The 18911-nt window shown below is 48.3% G+C and carries 21 protein-coding genes; 8 read left to right on the forward strand and 13 right to left on the reverse strand.

What is annotated here, in order from left to right:
- Positions 1 to 113: 113 nt before the first annotated feature.
- From AC4IFB_RS18195 to AC4IFB_RS18215, 5 genes are all read right to left on the reverse strand, one after another.
- The gene (locus tag AC4IFB_RS18195; RefSeq protein WP_490778015.1) at positions 114 to 761 is read right to left on the reverse strand and encodes an anaerobic ribonucleoside-triphosphate reductase activating protein; all 648 of its coding nucleotides are present in this window, start codon (positions 759 to 761) and stop codon (positions 114 to 116) included.
- Positions 761 to 934: an anaerobic ribonucleoside-triphosphate reductase gene (gene nrdD / locus AC4IFB_RS18200; RefSeq protein WP_490778014.1), complete on the reverse strand. Its 174-nt coding sequence runs from the start codon at positions 932 to 934 to the stop codon at positions 761 to 763. The genes AC4IFB_RS18195 and nrdD overlap by 1 nt, the downstream gene beginning before the upstream one ends.
- Positions 918 to 2963, reverse strand: a complete 2046-nt coding sequence (locus AC4IFB_RS18205) for a ribonucleoside triphosphate reductase (protein ID WP_490780939.1) — start codon at positions 2961 to 2963, stop codon at positions 918 to 920. Before AC4IFB_RS18205 ends, nrdD begins: the two co-directional genes overlap by 17 nt.
- A 246-nt stretch (positions 2964 to 3209) precedes the next feature.
- Positions 3210 to 3848, reverse strand: coding sequence for an MBL fold metallo-hydrolase (locus tag AC4IFB_RS18210; RefSeq protein ID WP_490778012.1), 639 nt, complete (start codon positions 3846 to 3848; stop codon positions 3210 to 3212).
- The gene (locus AC4IFB_RS18215; RefSeq protein WP_490778011.1) at positions 3848 to 4225 is read right to left on the reverse strand and encodes a thioredoxin family protein; all 378 of its coding nucleotides are present in this window, start codon (positions 4223 to 4225) and stop codon (positions 3848 to 3850) included. Before AC4IFB_RS18215 ends, AC4IFB_RS18210 begins: the two co-directional genes overlap by 1 nt.
- Before the next feature lie 269 nt (positions 4226 to 4494).
- Here AC4IFB_RS18215 and AC4IFB_RS18220 point away from each other — a divergent pair, with 269 nt between their 5' ends.
- Entirely contained in the window at positions 4495 to 5166 is a 672-nt protein-coding gene (locus AC4IFB_RS18220; protein WP_490778010.1) for a hypothetical protein, read from the forward strand.
- Here AC4IFB_RS18220 and AC4IFB_RS18225 read toward each other — a convergent pair.
- The 3 genes from AC4IFB_RS18225 to AC4IFB_RS18235 all read right to left on the reverse strand — a co-directional run bounded on the left by AC4IFB_RS18225 (position 5163) and on the right by AC4IFB_RS18235 (position 7254).
- Positions 5163 to 5354: a DNA gyrase inhibitor YacG gene (locus tag AC4IFB_RS18225; protein WP_490778009.1), complete on the reverse strand. Its 192-nt coding sequence runs from the start codon at positions 5352 to 5354 to the stop codon at positions 5163 to 5165. The two genes, AC4IFB_RS18220 and AC4IFB_RS18225, sit on opposite strands and share 4 nt — an antisense overlap.
- A complete protein-coding gene (zapD, locus tag AC4IFB_RS18230) occupies positions 5354 to 6121 on the reverse strand; it encodes a cell division protein ZapD (protein ID WP_490778008.1) in 768 nt (255 codons plus the stop codon). Before zapD ends, AC4IFB_RS18225 begins: the two co-directional genes overlap by 1 nt.
- A gap of 122 nt (positions 6122 to 6243) precedes the next feature.
- On the reverse strand, positions 6244 to 7254 hold the full coding sequence (locus AC4IFB_RS18235; RefSeq protein WP_490778036.1) for a dihydroorotate dehydrogenase-like protein: 1011 nt from the start codon (positions 7252 to 7254) through the stop codon (positions 6244 to 6246).
- A 513-nt stretch (positions 7255 to 7767) separates the two neighbouring features.
- Between AC4IFB_RS18235 and AC4IFB_RS18240 the strand changes: the two genes are divergently transcribed.
- Entirely contained in the window at positions 7768 to 8496 is a 729-nt protein-coding gene (locus AC4IFB_RS18240) for a response regulator (protein ID WP_490778007.1), read from the forward strand.
- 8 nt (positions 8497 to 8504) lie between these two features.
- Complete coding sequence (locus AC4IFB_RS18245; protein WP_490780940.1) at positions 8505 to 10091, forward strand: ATP-binding protein; 1587 nt, start codon at positions 8505 to 8507, stop codon at positions 10089 to 10091.
- A gap of 27 nt (positions 10092 to 10118) precedes the next feature.
- On the opposite strand, the gene AC4IFB_RS18250 is transcribed toward AC4IFB_RS18245, so the two are convergent.
- The 3 genes from AC4IFB_RS18250 to AC4IFB_RS18260 all read right to left on the reverse strand — a co-directional run bounded on the left by AC4IFB_RS18250 (position 10119) and on the right by AC4IFB_RS18260 (position 13626).
- A complete protein-coding gene (locus AC4IFB_RS18250; RefSeq protein ID WP_490778005.1) occupies positions 10119 to 10526 on the reverse strand; it encodes a GNAT family N-acetyltransferase in 408 nt (135 codons plus the stop codon).
- On the reverse strand, positions 10516 to 12333 hold the full coding sequence (locus AC4IFB_RS18255) for an ATP-binding protein (protein WP_490780941.1): 1818 nt from the start codon (positions 12331 to 12333) through the stop codon (positions 10516 to 10518). Before AC4IFB_RS18255 ends, AC4IFB_RS18250 begins: the two co-directional genes overlap by 11 nt.
- 546 nt (positions 12334 to 12879) lie before the next feature.
- Positions 12880 to 13626, reverse strand: a complete 747-nt coding sequence (locus AC4IFB_RS18260; RefSeq protein ID WP_490780942.1) for a hypothetical protein — start codon at positions 13624 to 13626, stop codon at positions 12880 to 12882.
- Positions 13627 to 14004: 378 nt separating this feature from the next.
- On the opposite strand from AC4IFB_RS18260, the gene AC4IFB_RS18265 reads away from it, so the two are divergent.
- From AC4IFB_RS18265 to AC4IFB_RS18275, 3 genes are all read left to right on the forward strand, one after another.
- A complete protein-coding gene (locus tag AC4IFB_RS18265) occupies positions 14005 to 14811 on the forward strand; it encodes a MipA/OmpV family protein (protein WP_490780943.1) in 807 nt (268 codons plus the stop codon).
- 108 nt (positions 14812 to 14919) lie between these two features.
- Positions 14920 to 15129 (forward strand): hypothetical protein, encoded by a 210-nt coding sequence (locus tag AC4IFB_RS18270; RefSeq protein ID WP_490780944.1) that lies wholly within the window; start codon positions 14920 to 14922, stop codon positions 15127 to 15129.
- A 56-nt stretch (positions 15130 to 15185) separates the two neighbouring features.
- Positions 15186 to 15383: an ABC transporter permease gene (locus tag AC4IFB_RS18275; RefSeq protein WP_490780945.1), complete on the forward strand. Its 198-nt coding sequence runs from the start codon at positions 15186 to 15188 to the stop codon at positions 15381 to 15383.
- 37 nt (positions 15384 to 15420) lie between these two features.
- On the opposite strand, the gene AC4IFB_RS18280 is transcribed toward AC4IFB_RS18275, so the two are convergent.
- On the reverse strand, positions 15421 to 15903 hold the full coding sequence (locus tag AC4IFB_RS18280) for a hypothetical protein (protein WP_490780946.1): 483 nt from the start codon (positions 15901 to 15903) through the stop codon (positions 15421 to 15423).
- Between the two features lie 282 nt (positions 15904 to 16185).
- Between AC4IFB_RS18280 and AC4IFB_RS18285 the strand changes: the two genes are divergently transcribed.
- Positions 16186 to 16803, forward strand: a complete 618-nt coding sequence (locus AC4IFB_RS18285; protein WP_490780947.1) for a DUF1294 domain-containing protein — start codon at positions 16186 to 16188, stop codon at positions 16801 to 16803.
- A 472-nt stretch (positions 16804 to 17275) separates the two neighbouring features.
- On the opposite strand, the gene AC4IFB_RS18290 is transcribed toward AC4IFB_RS18285, so the two are convergent.
- Positions 17276 to 17392 (reverse strand): GyrI-like domain-containing protein, encoded by a 117-nt coding sequence (locus tag AC4IFB_RS18290; RefSeq protein ID WP_490778035.1) that lies wholly within the window; start codon positions 17390 to 17392, stop codon positions 17276 to 17278.
- Positions 17393 to 18130: 738 nt separating this feature from the next.
- Here AC4IFB_RS18290 and AC4IFB_RS18295 point away from each other — a divergent pair.
- Positions 18131 to 18911 (forward strand): TolC family protein (locus AC4IFB_RS18295; protein ID WP_490780948.1); only part of this gene is annotated, 781 nt, incomplete at its 3' end.

Raw genomic sequence — 18911 nt, forward strand, 5'->3', positions numbered from 1 at the left:
AATGTTCCCTATAGGATGGGGTATTTTTTTCTTGACTGTCGGATGTTACGTCAAGTCGATAATCAATGCAAAAAGACTATGTAAACAAAATCATATGAAATTATTAGTAGAAACTAATGAGGTAACTTGAAATTGCTTTCATCTGTATGACAATCATTGGGCCGACAGGTTTGCCATACATGATCGATATTACCTAATAGTTTGAGTCTTTTGATCAGCAGCTTTTGTTTGTCAGGGGCTGAATTGATCGGGTGAAGCGTGGTTCTTAGCTGGTGGGGTGTGCTGCTTGAAACCAGTATCTGGGCAGACTGCCATGGGGATTTACCGCTACTGGGTACCCTGGTGATGGTGTGATACTCCTCTTCAAGAGCTTTGATGTCGAGACCCACCCAGTCCAGATAGGGTAACAACTTTGCTAATCGTATCGGGTAGATTCCTGCGGTATGCAGGCCGATCAAATAACCCATCTTTTTTACACTTTTTACTGCATCGAAAAGAGCTGACTGTAAGGTAGGTTCTCCGCCGCTGAATACAACGGCATCCAGCAATCCTCTGCGCTGATCGAGAAATGCCACTATTTCACCCCAGGGGATAAGTGGGGCGCCATTGCTGGGTATGAGTTCAGGATTATGGCAGTAGTCGCAATGCAGTGGACAGCCCTGACAGTAGATTACCGCTGACAGTTGATCAGGATAGTCGATCATGGTCATGGGGGTCAGCCCCCCCACCCTGAGGGGTGAGGGGGTGGTGGGGGTATTCACTATGCTTTCTGCTCACTGACCTCGGAATGCGGTTCCCGATAGCATAGACGCTCAGCCTGTTCTGCCTGTTTCCCAGGGTTGAATGCTGAGATAGGTCGGTGGTAACCCATCACACGGGTCCAGACTTCACAGCGGGTGCGCTCTTCATCTCTTAACTCAGTGGATTGAGTCATCTGCTTGCTCCTTTTGCTTCTGTTGTATCAATAGATCATCACATTGGGGGCAGAATTCGTGCTCGCCACTGAGATAGCCATGCACCGGACAGATGGAGAAGGTCGGGGTGATGGTCAGATAGGGGATGCGAAAATTAGCCAATGACCGCCTCACCAGTTTTTTACAGGCCTCAGTACTGCTGATCTGTTCGTTCATGAATAGATGCAGCACCGTGCCGCCGGTGTATTTACGCTGCAGTGATTCCTGATGTTGCAGAGCAGCAAATGGGTCGTCGGTATATCCTACCGGCAATTGCGATGAGTTGGTGTAGTAAGGTTTGTTCTGAGTTCCGGCTTGCAGAATGTCGGGAAATTTTTTCTGATCGAGCCGGGCAAATCGGTAGGTTGCACCTTCAGCCGGAGTCGCTTCCAGATTATAAAGATGCCCAGTCTCTTCCTGAAAGGCCACCATTTGTTGACGAATCCGCTCGAGAAAACGCTCCGCCAGGGCTTTGCCGTCAGCGTCAGTGATGTCGAATCTGTCTCGGCTGAAATTGCGGATCATCTCATTCACTCCATTGATCCCTATGGTCGAGAAGTGGTTGCGTAGCGTACCCAGGTATCTTTTTGTGTAGGGAAACAGGCCCGCATCCATATGACGCTGAATAACCTTTCTTTTTATTTCCAGGCTATTGCGAGCCAGTCTAAGTAGTTCGTCAGTGCGTTTCAGTAAGGCTGTTTCGTTCTCTGTAAATTGAAATCCCAGGCGGGCGCAGTTAAGTGTCACCACACCAAGAGAGCCGGTTTGCTCAGCTGAACCAAATAGACCGTTGCCCCGTTTTAATAGTTCGCGCAGGTCGAGTTGCAGGCGGCAGCACATCGATCTGACCATATTCGGGCTAAGTTCCGAATTAAGAAAATTCTGGAAATAGGGTAGTCCATATTTCGCGGTCATCTTAAACAGTCTTGTGGCGTTTTCACTCTCCCAGGGAAAGTCCGGTGTGATGTTGTAGGTTGGAATCGGAAAAGTGAATACTCTGCCTTTGGCGTCCCCTGTTGTCATTACTTCGATATAGGCGCGATTGATGAGATCCATTTCAGCCTGCAGTTCGCCATAACAGAAGGGCATTTCGATGCCACCGATCAGTGGAACCTGCTGACGCAGATCCTCCGGGCAGACCCAGTCAAAGGTGAGGTTGGTGAAGGGTGTTTGGGTGCCCCAGCGAGAGGGTACATTGAGGTTATATATCAGTTCCTGAATTGCCTGTTTTACCTGGCTGTAGTCGAGTTGATCCTTTCTTACAAAAGGGGCCATATAGGTATCAAATGAACTGAATGCCTGAGCACCGGCCCACTCATTTTGTAAGGTGCCGAGAAAGTTAACAATCTGGCCTATGGCGCTGGAGATATGTTTTGGGGGGGAGGACTCAACCTTTCCTGGTACACCATTCAGTCCCTCATGCAATAAGGTGCGCAGGGACCATCCTGCACAATACCCAGCCAGCATATCCAGATCATGGATATGCAGTGCCCCTTCTCGATGGGCTTCACCAATCTCCGGTGGGTAGACATGGTTGAGCCAATAGTTGGCAATCATCTTACCGGAGGCATTTAATATCAGTCCGCCCAATGAGTAGCCTTGGTTGGCATTGGCTGAGACTCGCCAGTCCGATCGCTGTAGATACTCATTTACCGAGTCCGCGACATCCAGTAGCGTGCGGCGATCCTGGCGCAGCTTTTTGTGCTGCTCCCGATAGACAATATAAGCTCGGGCGGTTTGCAGATGGTTGGCGCTGATCAACACCTGTTCAACCACATCCTGGATGCGTTCAATACTGGGGGTTCTCTCCCGATACCCGGTGTGGGTGAGCACTTTGATTACATGGGCGGTAAGCAGCTCTGCCTCGTCATTGTCGAACTCCCCACTGGCCTCACCGGCCATGAGGATGGCGTTGTGGATCTTGAGCGGATCGAAATCAGCCTTACTGCCATCACGTTTGAAAATCCTGGTGGGCGTAGAGAGTGGCTGTCGAGACAGGGTGGCTGACATCTTGGGTTCTCCTCCCATTGTTATTGATTTCACTCAACATATTGTTAGTAACAATTAATTGAAGCACTATATGTTGTGTTTTCAAGGGTAAGTGTTGACTTGGATCAACTGTCGGAGAAATTGAGCTGCGAATAATCTATTCGAAGAGAATGGGTGCGGCCTTGCCGCACCAGTCAGTCTGTTTGTCTCGAGCAGATGGGTGGCTAAAGTGGAGTTGGATGGAACGGCAGGGTTTCACTCAACTTGCTATAATCCGTCGGCGACGAAGGGGTTGGTCTGGCGCTCTTCGCCAAATGTGGAATCTGGTCCATGGCCTGGTATGAATCGCACATCATCCCCCAGAGGCCACAACCGCTCTTTTATAGAGCGCAGTAGGGTGTTGTGGTCGCCCCGCGGAAAATCTGTTCTGCCTATAGAGCCCTTGAATAGTACGTCACCCACCTGAGCCAGCCGGCTGTCGCGGTGAAAAAAGATGACATGGCCGGGTGTATGGCCTGGGCAGTGGATCACCTCCAGTCTCTCATCACCGATTGTTACCTCATCGCCCTGTTCCAGCCATTTGTCCGGGGTACAATTCCTGGCATCCCCAAAGCCGAACATACTGGCTTGTTGCTGCATATTTTCGAGCCAGAAGGCATCTTCCTGATTGGGGCCGATGATTGGTACCTCTAGTCTTTCAGCCAGCTCCACTGCGCCACCGGCATGGTCAAGGTGTCCATGGGTGAGCAGGATCATTTCAGGTTTCAGCTCGAGATCGTTAAGTTGCTCAATGATCAGCTCACTATCCCCGCCTGGATCGATGATCGCAGCAGATCGCGTGTTTTCGCACCAGAATATTGTGCAGTTTTGTTGGAAAGGGGTTACGGGGATTACTTTATAGTGCATTAGCTGATTTTGCTCAGAAGTGTTTCAAGTTGAGATGCGTTTTTGGCGCCCAGGAGAATATCGTCGATGAAGCCATCTTTTACCAGAATTAATGTTGGTGTAGCACGTACTTTATACGCTCTCGCCGCTTCTGGATCACGCTTAACATCAATCTTGCTGATATTGTCATGACGCTCTGACAGTTCGTCGATCACAGGCGTCATTGTTTTGCAGGGAGGGCAGTTATCACTATAGAAGTAGATCAACTGATCCTTTGCTTGCTGGCCATCAGTCGCTACTTTTTGACCGATCTGGCGCTTTGCCGAGAGGTAGGTGAGCAGGGGGACCAGAATAAGATAACTGGCTATCAGCAGTAATATGATCATCACCCAGGACATCAGAATCCCTCCAGGACTGTTTTCAATATTAGGCTATCCTATAACCCATTTTTGGGGCCGATTCGATTAGTGTTACCAGGCCCTGGTTCTATGTTCAGGCTTCGGTAAAAACCTACAGTTTAATTCTAAGGCAGGTTTTATAAAATTTAACTGATTGGCATGCCCCATATAGCCTATTATGGGGCGAGCATATTATTACTATTAACCCTGAAGACAACATACTTAATCGCCGGGTTAATAACCAGAACAGAGACATAGCGATAGATCCTATGGAGCAGACAACACTATTTATTGTGGTTGGGGGATTATTAGTCCTCACCCTGGTGCTGGCAAGTATTATCCAGCGCTATAACGACTTCGTGGAAGAGCGTAACCAGAAGGTTCAGCGTATCCTTAACCGGGTAACTGAGATCGAGGCCTTGATTCAACGTATTCCAGGGCTGCCTGTGCCTGTGGAGGTTGAAACCTTGCTGCGTCAGGATATTTTGGTTCGTCTGCAGGCGCTGAAGCAGATGCATCACAAGTACGAGGGTATCAATCAGATGATTCAGGCCGCAGAGCAGGCCGTGGGAGAGGTCAAGGCTCAGCCTCAGGATACCCATCTGGATGCCCTGCGTCTGGAACAGTTTTCGCGTCTGTTGAAAGAGGTGGATTGGCTGCTCAAAGAGCGCCGGTTACTCACGCCAATGACCGATGAGTATAGGGATCGGTTGATTGCAGCACTCGATTTCAGGCACGCCGAATCTCTCTATCACCACCATATCAAGCAGGCAGAGCGATTGGAGAAGGAGCAGCAACTGCACCAGGCTCATTGGCACTGCAGTCAATTGAAGACTCTGGTAGAACCGTTAGTCCAAAACAACCAGCAAGCAGCTGAGTGGATTAAAGAGATTCGACGTGTTTGCGAGAAGATAACGAAAAGTTTGCGAGGCTCAGCTTAGTCGGATTGCTCTTTTTCGATATATCCGTTGACTGGTTCTGTGATGCGATGGCTCTCATCCAGCCACTCCCCAAGGTCGATCAGACGGCAGCGATCGCTGCAAAAGGGCTTCCATTTTGAAGAGTCTGCCCAGATGACCTCTTTGCCACAGTTGGGGCAAGGCACTGTTGTCGGTGCTTTTCTTTTCATTAGAAGATGCAGGTGGTGAGTTGAAAAGGGATATCCTGCTTGGACTGAGTAGGCTTGCCGCTATCGGTAGTCTCCAGAAAGCGAATGCTGAAACGGTGCTTATTGCCACTGATCTCTGTGAAGACATCGGTCTGTCTCGGCAGACCCACTCTGACCATCTGTGCTGGTGATGAAGGTTCCAGGGTTTTCTGGAAAAAACCTTGTAGCGCTCTCTCTTCACTGGGCAGGTTGCTGCCACGAACCAGGTTGAGCAACAGCACCACAGCTTCGCGTACCGGATGCAATTCCTGCATCCATTCGCTCATCTGGTTCTGACGTACTTCATGGGGCTGATTGAGCCAGCGATGGTACTGGGGGAGGTCGAAGTTGCAGCCACCACCAGGAATGCTACTGCGTTGCATGATGGCAGTGAGGAATTCGTTATTGCGCAGATTGCGGGCGATCTGTCCGTCCATTCGATAGACCTGGTGGATCGCCTGTTCCAGATCATCCAGAACCAGCCCCAGGGTCTGCATGTTAACCTCCGGCTGCTGACGTACCCTCTCCAGGTTGCTGATATGACGCTCCAGCTCCTTGAGAATCTCCGTCTTCAAGTCTGAACGTCCGAATACAGTCATGATACTGAGCAGACCACTAACCGCAGCCCGGTTGCTCCAGCTGTCGGCAAGCGGACGAAAGTGATCCACCTGTAGAAACAGGTGTTCAAGTCGAAGAAAGGTGCGAATCCTTTCATTCAATGGATGTTCGTAGTGAATCTGATCAGTCACAAGAGATCTGTTGGTCCATCTGGCAGAGTAAATAGCTGCTTATTATGTCAGGGGTTGACGCTGACTGCTAACGCGAAGCATAAGAGAGTGGGTGTCTGTTATCATTTTGCCATAGTCTACATCTAACTTCGCACGCCAGGTCCAAAACTGAAGCTGTCCAGAATATGTACATAGTTGACCCGTTCGAATTCGCTTGGGTCGGCTACACTGACCTGGCTGAGTCTGCCACGAAACTCCTCAACTGACTCAAAGCCCTTCTCCTCCATCCAGGATTCGATACCTTCAAGTAGACCACGGATCGCTCCTGGGCCCTGTTCGAGCAGCAGGCTGCAAAGGTGAACCACATCGGCTCCCGCCAGCAGTAACTTGATGGCATCCTCAGCGGTATGAATACCGCCAGTCGCCCCCAGTGAGAGTTTGGTGCGCCCATGCAGTATTGCGATCCAGCGCATTGCCAGCAGGGCTTCTGACGAGGTGGAGGTATGAAGTGAGCTGGTGAGTCGCAGATTGTCGATGTTGATATCGGGCTGGTAGAAGCGATTGAACAGGGAGACGCCACTGGCACCAGCTGCTTCCAGCTGCTTGACCATATTGGCCATAGCGCTGAAGGCCGGAGATAACTTCATGTTGATAGGCAGGTTTACCCGTTGTTCCAACTGGGTCAGCAGTTCTATATAGCGCTGTTCAATCTCCGTGCCGCTGGTTTCGATATCGGCCGCAACCTGATATATGTTCAGTTCAATGGCATCGGCGCCAGCCTGTTCCATCTCAGTAGCGTGGGTAATCCAGCCGCCTGGGGTGGTGCCATTGAGGCTGGCAATAATCGGGATATCGACGGCTTTCTTGAGTGTCTGGAGGTTTTCCAGGTAACGCTCTTGACCGTTGGAGAAGTCGTAATGATCAGGAAGAAATCCATCGGCTTCAGAAAACCCGGTGTCCTGGTGGTGCAGAAAGCGCACCATGCTCTCCTCTTCTGCAGTAACTGCCTCTTCGAAAAGTGAGTACATGATTACGGCCGATGCGCCGGCATCCTCCATTCTTCGCACGTCATCAATGCTGCGTGACAACGGAGAGGCTGAAGGTACTAATGGGCTTTTGAGGCTTAAGCCAAGGTAGTCGGTTGTAAGGTCCATATCACTCATCTGAGATCGAATTCCAAATTACGTTTACAAAATATTATTTGCAGAGTATAGGCATTTCCTTCTCGGTCAACATACCCCTGTTGAAATGCGCCAAATTTAGCGCGATGCCCAATCAGGTCTCACTGGCTGATACTAACCAGGCCATACGATATTAATAGACTCAGGGCTACAAGCGTAGCTCAGATCAAGGCGCACCCCAAGGGCACTTCCTTCGGGGCGCGGCTCGCCGGCAGGAGTGGCACAGGGATGTGCCGTTTACGGAGCTAAGGATGGAATAGCCCATCCCTTGTCAAGAGCCGCAACACCGAGCTGAGTCATGCTTGTAGCCCCTATCCTCATATATTTAATGACAGGCCGTCGTGTATTAATATCGATGGCCTGGTTAGTAAATACCTGGGATGCAGGCAGGTTGTTACACTATGTTACAGTCGAATACCCAGCGCAACAGGCTTTTTGCGCATGGCGTGCTAATGTCAGGGGTGACGAAAGTAGAGGTTTTTTTAAATGCACGAAAATACCACAGATAGACCGCCCAGGGTGCTGTTGGTGGAAGACGATGTTCAGCTGGCAGGGTTGGTGCAGGAGTATCTGCAGAGATATGAATTTGAAGTGCATCTGCAGCATCGAGGGGATACAGCGATCGAGAGAGTGCGAACACTCAAGCCGGATATTCTGGTGTTGGATCTGAATCTGCCAGGGCGTGATGGCTTGGAGATCTGTCGTGAGATCCGGGCGGAGTTTAACGGCCCTATCGCCATGTTCACCGCCCGGGATGAGGATGTGGATGAAGTGGTGGGATTGGAGTTGGGTGCTGATGACTATCTGACCAAGCCTGTTGAACCTCGTGTGCTACTGGCTCGACTGCGATCCTTACTGCGACGATATCGCGTTATCACCTCCCCACCAACTACTCCTGTAGGTGATCAACTTACCTTTGGTGGATTGCATGTTGATGCCAGTGCAAGAACCTCAACCCTCAATGGAGAGCCGATTGAGCTTTCAACGGGGGAATTTGATCTGTTGTGGTTGCTGGCTGGCACTGCCGGCAGAGTAGTTGACCGGGATAGTGCATTGAAGACGTTGCGCGGTTTTGGTTATGACGGCTTGGATCGTTCTGTGGATATTGGTATTTCGAGATTGCGACGTAAACTGAACGACAACGCCCATCGACCCTACCGCATCAAGACAGTGCGCGGACGGGGTTATCTGTTTGTGCCAGATGCCTGGGGCTGATCGGAATCATGGTGCGGCTCTACCTTACCCTCTACGGCGTACTCTTTTTTACCTGTACCCTTTTTGTTTTAGGGCTCATCTGGCTGCCCGAAGTGGCACTGAAAGGGACGATTCATGATCACTATGAACGTTCCATGTTTGGCGTTTTTGGTCTGGTGGAAGATAGATTGAAAGCCAGACCCAATGACGAATGGGATCAGGTGATTGTTGAGCTGGAAGTAAATTTCAAAAGTGGCTTGGTGTTATTCGATTTTGATGAGTTGCCAACGGAGGTTTCCGATCAATCCGAACTCAAGCAGGGTGAATTTGTTTTTACTGACAAGGATGGCCAGACTCGGTTTTACAAACGAGTGCCCGCTTCTGATCGTTATCTGATGTTGGCTCTGGGTGTGAGTCAAGAGCAGCAGGAGGTGGAGGATGTCGAGGGTATAGTACGTTTGATTGAAGATCTGTTTCTGCAGAAAGAGCAGGCAGAGTGGCCACAGGTTCTGCAGATGCTGGGCCAAAGATTCAAAATGCCGTTGAGTTTGCTGCCCCTCGATGACCCTTCGCTACCAGCAGACCGGTTGACTGAGATAAAAGCAGGCAAGGTTGTAGTGCTCGGTATGCAGGATAGCCGTGAAACTTACTATGCCCGAGTGCTTGATTCTGATCTGGTGTTTCGCGCCGGGCCTTATGAAGCGCCTTTTGTATTGCGCCATTTCAATATGCTGTTACTGGTTGTTTTTGCCTTAGTGGTTGCTTTGGCTGTCTACCTCTGGGTGCGTCCTGTGTGGCGGGAGTTGAACCGTTTTGATCAAGGGGTCAGCAGGCTAGGAGCAGGGGATCTCGATACCCGTTTGACAGTAGGTAAAGGTGCGGCTCTGAAAGCCCTGGCTGAGACCTTTAATGCCATGGCAAAGCGTATACAAAAGCTGATTCTATCTCACAGAGAGTTGACCGGAGCAGTCTCCCATGAACTGCGTACACCAATAGCCCGCTTACGCTTTCGTGTGGATATGTTGGCAGAACCGCTTGCAGAGGAGGATAGAGATCGCCATATCACCGCCATGCGCAAAGATATTGTTGAGCTGGAAGAGTTGGTGAATGAATCGCTCAGCTATTCACGTCTCGACCGGGAGCGTCCGGAATTGGTGTTGGATACCGTCTACTTGCAGGATTGGCTGCAGGCACTGCTGATTGAGATTGAGGATGATTTTTCAGAACTTAAGCCTGAACTTATTTCACAGGCAAAATATGATCAACTACAAGTTGCTCTCGATTCAAAACTGATGGGCAGAGCGGTTAAGAATCTACTCAGAAATGGACGTCGTCACGCAGAATCGAGTTTAGTGATCAGAGGGGAGTATCGAGAGGGTATGGCTAGAATCGTTGTTGAAGATGATGGTGCCGGAGTGCCTGAGAAAGAGAGCGAGCGAATATTCAAACCTTTTGCCAGACTGGACGCTGCACGAGACCGGGAATCTGGTGGTGTTGGCTTGGGGTTGGCCATTGTGCAGCAGATTGTGCGTTGGCATGATGGCAAGGTTTGGGTAGAGCGTGCCGACAGTGGTGGGGCACGTTTTATTGTTGCCTGGCCAGCTACACAAGTCTGAGTATGATATCTATTCAGGTACAGCACACTAGTGATCGTTACCTTCATAAATCCACATCGATTGAGTATTCACCGCTGGTTCAAAGCCTACTGTTTTATAAAACTCGATTGCATTAATGTCAGCAGTTAACATCTGCTGGTGAAACTCTTTATAGATTGACTGCATGGCGTGCATCATTTTGGAACCAATTCCTTTGCCTTGGTACACCGGGTGAACCAGCATGTGTGGGTAGTAAACAACTAAATGCCCATCTGATATCGCGTTGCCAATACCAACTAATTTACCATCAATGCGAGCTGTTACCAGTGTGTGGGAGTTTTCTAAGGCGAGTAATAGTGGTTTTGGTTTTTCAGCTGAAGACCATCCATTTGCACGGTACAGCTCAACCACTTCATTCTCTTCAATCGAATCGTTGATTTGAATTTTAACTTCCATGTTGATTCGGTGTTTCTCTGCTGTGAAAGAAATTTTCGGATTTCTCCTCATAAACCTTGAGGAGCATATTTGTAAGCACATTCAACGTGACTGGTTTACTCAGGAAATCAGTAAAGCCTGCATCGAGTATGCTATTGCGTTGTTCAGGAAATGCATGAGCTGTAATAGCGATCAGTATAGGTGGGGATTCAAACTCTTCAAGAACTACAGCTGCAACCTCCAGGCCAGTGATGTCTGGCATTTGAATATCAAGCAGTACAACATCATATTGTTCGTTACGCATTCGCTTCAGAGCTTCTGTTCCATTTTTAGCCTCATCAAATTTTGCGCCCAACTTGGTGAGAAAGACATTAAGCAGTCGACGATTTATATCGTTGTCGTCAACGATAAGCACTTTTAGGTTGTGTAACTCGGTATCAGTATTGACGGTTTTTTGTTTTTCAACTATTTCGTTCCTATTTCCTGATTCAAATCTCAGAATTAAACTGAAGCATGTTCCCTGAGCAACCTCGCTCTGGACATAAAGCTGACCACCCAACCGATTTACCAGGTTCTTGACAATAGCCAGGCCGAGGCCGGTTCCTTCATTTCGACGAGTCTCAAACCCCTCTAGTCGTGTAAAGTTCTCAAATATGGAGGTCAATTTATCTGTAGGGATGCCAATGCCGGAATCTTGTATGTCAAATATTAGAATTGTGCTATCTGGTGACTTCTCTTTTGTACTGATATGAAGAGTGACATACCCAGATTCGGTATACTTAAGTCCATTGGATAACAGGTTGCCCACAATCTGTCGAACTCGACTGACATCTCCGCGTATCACATCCTCTACGTCACTATCGACTTTCAATGTGAAGGATAACCCTTTTTTGTTGGCTATGGGCTGGAGCATGGCAACAAGGTCCTGCATCTCCTTAGATAGAGAAAAAGACTCCTCAGTGATGTGAATATGCCCTGCTTCGATAGCAGTGATATCAAGAATATCATTTACGATATGCAGAAGACTCTTACCGGCTTTTTCAATCTGATCTACAGACTCTTTATATTTCAAATCAAGTGGTTCACTCTGCAATAAATCGGTAAAACCTATAACGCCATTCAGTGGCGTGCGAAGTTCGTGACTTATCGTGGCCAAAAATTGGCTTTTGGCAATGTTCGCCTGTTCTGCTCTCTCCCTGGCCTCTTCAACGTTTGCGTTTGAGTTTCTTAGCTCACTGACCAGTTTCTCATTATCGAGCCAGAGGCGAATATTTCGAGTTATGGCTGTGCTGTACTCTTTTGCTGCTGATAGCACGAAGAGGGTATAGATCAGTATCATGCCTAGCATGATTATAGATTTTTCAGAATTCTCCAGCGCCAGTGTGAAAGAAATTGGTGAGAGTATTGCTATAAGTGAGAAAACATAATTCTTGAATATTGAAGCGCGGGTTATGATGCCACCGGCAGTTATACCTGCAAGCATAAACAGGGTTATCGTCTGATAGGTCTCAACCTCTATCGAGTAGCCTGCTAGGCCAATCAATCCCCAGGGTATGTCATTGAGTAGTGCGAGAAAAGTAAAGATTCTCAACCAGCGCGCAGCATTGACCTCTGTTCCAAGTCGTTTGAATAGATAGGCAGAGATTAGGAAGAGAGTCGCAGTGATGTAGCTAAAGCCTACCAGGGAAAGCAGAATCGGTGTCGAAATATAATCCCAGTAGAAATAGGTAACCAGTGCAAGTAAAGCATAAAAACCGATACTGGATTTTATTGCTAGCTTGTAATACTCCTTTGCTAACTCCAGGCTTAGCTTAGTATCGACTATCAAGATAGTTTTCCAGGTCTCTCTTCTTGGCTTTGGCGGATTGTTTTTTAATCCTGCCTAGTATAAAGGAGATGTTCCTCATGAATAGAACTACTGCTCATCTGCTGTCTGGCAATTATGTGGCATCGAGTAACCTCCTAAATTAAATAGGGTTTACAATATAGCATCAACTTTCAAACATTTGTAATCAGTGTCATTGTTGCTTCAACCCGTCAGTTTAAATTACTCATACTCTAAGGTATGACTGCTGCGAGAAAAATGTAGCTATCAACTTGCTGTGGTGTGGGGCTTTGCCCTACAAAATAGGGTGATAAACACTGTAGTGATGTTGCTGCTGTTAACTCATGATCTAGGGTCTGTTAGCCACCAGTAGGACTTTGCATCTAACGCCTTATGGTGGGGCATGGCCCCACCCTACGTCTGTTTTGTGTTTGTTTTCAAGAGTCTCTTGAAGTTGGGATGGAGGGTAATGGTGAATTTGTGGGTTAATTAAACAGTGATAGGTTTGTGGTTGTCTTTAAATCAGTCAGCTATCTGCCAATGGATGATCTATCGATTTCTGCAATAGCGCCGGGTGCGCCAAGGTAACATGAGCAAGCCGGCGAACATCAGATAGCGCAGATCTGGCTCAGGTACCGCAGCAAAACGCATGGCATCCACGCCCACTAAATCGTCAGTGGCGCAACTCGAACCTGTTGCTTGAGAACAGTCAAAGTTGAGTGTGAAAGCTGTAAAGCTCTGAGTAGGGTCGTAGAAAGAGATGATATCCAATCGGCCGTTATTATCGTCTGATCCCGGCAGGTGGAACAGAAGTGACTCATATCCACTGTTGGTTGTGAAGGTCAGTACAGTGTCACCAATAGAGGTGGCCACATCCAGCAGGTCGAACTGAATCGCATTGATCGCATTTTCAAAGCTGAATGTCACCGGTCCCCAATTCTGATAGCCACCTGGGGCAGCAGAGATAGAAGAGAGGCCGTCACTGACAAAGTCTCCACTATTTTTGTAGGCTGTTTCGAGTCTGAAGTGTTCACCCTCTTCAGTGGAGACATTGACCTGGTCAAATTGTAGCTGTTCGGCATAGCGGTTGGACGGTGCACAGGCGTCAGGTGAAACATCACCACAACGTTCTGACCACTGTTGCGAGGTCTGTTCGAAACTCTCATGGCTGAAGATCAGGTTTTCTGTAGCGTCTTCAAAGTTCGCACTGTCATTGATATATAAGACCGGTGTCGCCCAGACTGACGTTGTGCTGACTACCATCGCGGTAAATAGAGCTGAGAATAACCTGAACATCCTGCTACCTGCTGCAATACGAAAAAAAATACTATTAGCTGACAATTTGGCTCAAGCGCTGAGATAAGGGCTAACTATATAGTTTCAATGGATATTTCTAAAATCTATTAGTTACTTAATCTACGCTGAAAATTGAACTGCGCTTAATGCTATATCGTCCATGATTCAGAATTCTGCAGGCACTAGTGTACCTCGTCATAGATTCTGTACCATTCAGAGCCGCCCCAATACGTCAGATCAAGGCGTGGCTCGCAGGGAATGGCAGGCCCTTTACAAGAGTCTGTTACAGAGAGATACATTCCCAAACAATACCACCACAGACATTAACAGGCCGGTTTCTTACTCTGGTGACGTCAATGAATAAAAGGAGACGTTACTATGCAAAACCCTGTTTTTCACTCTTCAAGTACGAGCAATATCCCGACTGTTGCGCTTGCCCTGGGCATATCACTTCTATCTGCTCAGACATCCGCCGGTGAATGGCTTGTCGGTGCCAATCTGGGGGGAGGGCGTAATCCGGTTGTCGGTGAAGACGGTTATGCTGCACTGGTTCCGGTAGTGGCCTACCGGGGGGATCGCTTTCATGCCAATCTGGGTAACCCCGGCCTCTCTTACTTCAATGGAAGCACAAATTTTGGTGGCCTGGGATACAGTCTGATTAAAGAAGAAAATTTTAACCTTGACCTGGTTGGACGATTTCGTGCCATGGGTATTGACCCTGATGACAATGATGAGCTGGAGGGTTTACATAAACGTAAACCTGGCTTTGATGCCGGCATAGATTTCAGCTGGGGCAGTGAACTCGGTCAGTTGAATGGACAACTTTTGGCAGATATCAGCGGTCGTTCGAAAGGTCAGGAGCTGGTTGTCAGTTATGCCTATCCCATGCAGTTTAGTGGTTGGACATTGAGACCTGAGCTTGGAGTCAGTTGGCAAAGCAGTGACCTGGCTGACTACTACTTTGGTGTTGACGAGGATGAGGTGAATTCCCAACGTGAGGCCTATCAAGGGAGATCCACTGTCACGCCATTCCTTGGCATTCAGGCAGAGTATCAACTTACGAAGCATACCCATTTGGTTGGTGGCGTTGGTGTCGGACGTTTAGGTGATGGTATCGGTGACAGTCCCATCGTTGATAAGCGTAATATGGCTGGTGGCTTTATCGGCGCGGTATACCATTTCTGATCTCAACCGATATGAAACTGAAGCGCACTCTTGTATTGACGATCGTTGTTCTGCTGTTCCTTGGGCTGATGCTGATCGGGTGATCAATCTACACGATGGTGTGGTGGTGTGAACGGTTTGCGGGTCTTCATCGAGCTTTTGAATGAAGCAATCTATGCCCTATGGCAGAACCGCTTGAGATCACTGCTTAGTGTGGTTGGTATTGCCATCGGTATTGCAGCAGTGATGACTGTCAGTGCGGTAAGCAGTGGGGGTAAAGCATTTCGTCTTGAAAGAGCTGGAGACTTTTGGGCTGAGTTCAATATGGGTGTTTCGTGATTATGGAGATAAAGACCCACAGAAGCGAGTACGCACAGGCTCGGGGGTGGAGACCCGTGATCTGGCTATATTACGGGGTGAGTGTTGCCCTGCGGTGCGTGCTTGATCTGGTCACCGGTTTTCCGTTGATGCCAACGCTGAGTGGTGTGTTAACAGGATTAATCGTTTCGGTTCTGGTGGGCCTGGCCTCTGGTTACTATCCTGCAAGACGGGCCGCAAACTATCTTCCTGTTGAAGCCTTACGTAGAGACTAGGGTCAATTTTTGTAAATGAAAACAGATATTGTCATGATCATTTTTCAACTGCTTGGCTATATGTTTTGAGGTCAGCAGAAAGTAACTCTCTATTAGATTCAATCTTTATTCTCTCCAGTTGTTCCTTTGCCAGTTGAAGGTACGCTTTTGCCTCATGCAGGTTGTTGGAGAGAACAGAGCATTGAATTAAATTTTCATAGGCATACCCAAGGAAAAAAGGAGGTAGTTGATGTTTTTTTGAAATTTCCACATTTTTTTTGCCATACTCTTCAGCAATTTGCAGGTTGCCGGACAGACAGTGAACTCTCGCCATTTGCCAATAAGCTGTTGATAGGTTCTGAGGTGTGCAATCAGAGCGGTTTTTCCAACTCCAGAGAGAGGTTGAAGCCAGAAGTATCATCTCCTCATTATCTTCAACACTTCGGCTTTCTTTATCGATATATTCCCAGCATTTATTGAAACACTCGACTGATAGTTTTTCCCATAATGATTGGTAATCATCCCTGTTGTTTTTGCTCATTTTGATATCTCTTACCTCCCGAGGTCGGAGTCGAATCGAGAGTGGAATGGTTTGATGTGGTATCGCACTAGTTTATTTTTGAAGTAATTCACGATATGTGGACTGTCGACTCCGACCCCTGTTATTAATATAAGCTTGTAAAGCCAAGTATGATTGTAGAAGATTTGTTTGCAATTGGCATTTGTGATTTGTGTTACCAAGCGCCAGGAACTATCAAGCCCCTTGCTCTTGTAAGATGAACCGATCAACCATATGGTACATAATCTTTGACGAGGTATATTGGTGCGAAGAAAGGGAAGAATCACCTCCTGGCATGACGATAAAGGTTATGGATTCATCGTTCCGCTTGCTGGAGGTAAGCGAACATTTGTCCATATCAAAGCCTTTGCGAACAGGGCTCGTCGTCCAGTCGTTGGCGATGTTGTTACCTATTCGATTTCGAGCGATTCCCGTGGCAGACGATGTGCTGATAAAGCTACTATTGCTGGTGTTGCAAAAACTGTAAAGCAAAAAGGTTCTTCAGGTGTTCTGGCTAATCTTTCAGTATTAGGTTTCCTGATGTTTGTTGGTGGAGCTGCCTATCTTTCCCTCATTCCAGCTCCGCTCATATTTCTCTATGTTGTTGCCAGTGCCATAACTTTTTCTGCCTATGCGCTTGATAAGGTCGCAGCAGTAAGAGACGGTTGGCGTACCAGTGAGAATGCGCTGCATCTAATGTCTCTTGTTGGCGGTTGGCCTGGTGCATTGATGGCGCAAAGCCATTTGCGACATAAAACAAAGAAGCAGCCATTCCGGGCACTCTTTTGGATGACTGTTGTGCTGAACTGTATGGCATTGATAGGGCTACTTACACCACAGGGTGGGGTTTTATGGCGATCAGTAATTGGTGCGGTAATTTGAGTGGCAGGTGGGGCATGGCCCCACCCTACGCTTCGAATCAAAGGTCTTACCTCACCACACTCTAAATCACAGGTAGGGTGGGGCCATGCCCCACCATGGTTAGGTGAATAGGCGAGGGTGCGGCCTTGCCGCACCATGCCCAACTGAAATAAAACCACCTGATGAGTCGATATAGATACGCTGCTGGTAATGAATAAATATCTGGGTTTTTTGAAAACCTCACCCTGCAGGTGGGGCATGGCCCCACCCTACGATTCATCATGGCTTTTGGTGGAATTCAGCTTCAGAATCTATTCCGGATAGTGGTGATATGGTGATCGTTGGTTTTCAGCTCGTCAATCATTTTGGCAATTTCGGTATTGAGGGCTGACCTCCGCAAGATATTACAATTTAACTCAATTCTGTCTATATCTTTCGGTTGGTTGTTGGGGGTTGTCATTCAAAATCGACCTCCGGGTTTTTTCGAGGAGTCTTATTTTAAAGGCAGATAGATATCTGTTATCTGTTCGTGTTCCGGTACATCCGGAACCCGCTTCAAGTAGTGGAAGAAGGGTGGAAAATCCCGTAACTCTTCGCCGCTCTCTGGCAGCCAGTCGCGATATTAGGGGTAGATGCTCTCGTCGATACGATCCGTAGAACCGATGTGGCGTACCTTCGCACAGCGGCCTGCTGGAATTCGTTTCGTTGTCACCCCTTGCGCATTCACAGGTATATCAGCTGATCAATTGATAGATCCTCATCAAGATGTTGATCGATCTTATCGAAAACTCGGTTCATTCGATCCGCATATTTTGTGACTTGCCCTTGCTTCACGTTGATATCTCCTCAATCAGGCGGACACTGTAGGGTGAATATTGATCTCTATCCTGACTGAGCGTGCTCCTTTTTCTGGCCAGGTAGATACGTAGCGCACTTTTATCGTTATACACTCACTCTGCCACTGATAAATGTCAGAGAGTGGTGTTATGTTGTCGATGCCCGGCCGGAGGTGAGTGACTTCCAGATTGAGAATATCTGCAATTCTGCTGTCGTACACAAGCAAGCTAACCTATCTCTGCCGCTGCAGCATCAATCAATCGGTTAGAAATGAATATTTCAAACCTGACAGAGTCTCGATTGTGTCAAGATGTTTCAAAGGAGTAAGAAGACACATTGTGATACAAGAAAAGAGTTTTCCATTCTCTGTCAGGTCGGGATAATGATGAGCAATATTTTGACCGGATTCCTGGCTTAACTAAGGGTGTGCTGTTTGTTACTGCGTTGTTGTTCCCACCATTTTTGCTTTTCACTCCTTCTGGTGGCTTGGTTGCTGTCGGCTTGTAGCGCTATGCCTTCTCGTGAGGCATTGCCATTGAAACCGCCTGCGCAATTCAGCGTTGAGGGTGGTGAGCGTCCAGTTTCGGATCGCTGGTGGCGAGATTTTTCCGATTCGGGGCTCGAACTCCTGATAGAACAGGCCTTGGCCGATAATTTCTCCTTGCGTGCTGCCTGGGCACGGTTGCAGCAATTTGAAGCAGTGGCGCTACGGGAGGGTGCAGCACGACTGCCAAGCCTGGACATGAGAGGTAGTGTTACCCATCAGGATTCGAATGAAGCAAAGGGGAGTACCAGTCGCCAGTTTGGGCTCTACGCCGCCTATGAGCTTGATCTTTGGGGGCGTGTTCAGGCCACAGCTGATGCGGCGACTCTGGATGCCGAGGCTTCAGAAGCTGACCTGCAGACGGCGGCCTTGAGTCTCAGTGTAACTCTGGCAGATACCTGGTATCAGCTGTTGGAGCAGCGGGCGCAACGCAAGCTTATAGAGAGTCAGCTCGAACTGAATCGACAGCTGTTGAAACTGATTGAAGCCAGGTTCCGCATCGGTCAGGTGAATGCCAGTGATGTCTATCGCCAGCGTCAGCTACTGGCACAGACCGAGGGTGAGGCAACACAGGCGGAGACTCAGCTTCGTAATCTGGAACACCAGTTGGCGATTCTTGTAGGAAGTGTTCCAGGTGGTACAAGCCTGCCAGAGAACTCTGACTTGCCTCTGCTGGGGCCTCTGCCGGCTACTGGCCTGCCTGCAGATCTGTTGCGCCGTCGTCCCGATCTTCAGGCGGCACTATTAC

Source organism: Candidatus Thiodiazotropha sp. AKIB8, from assembly GCF_058244675.1.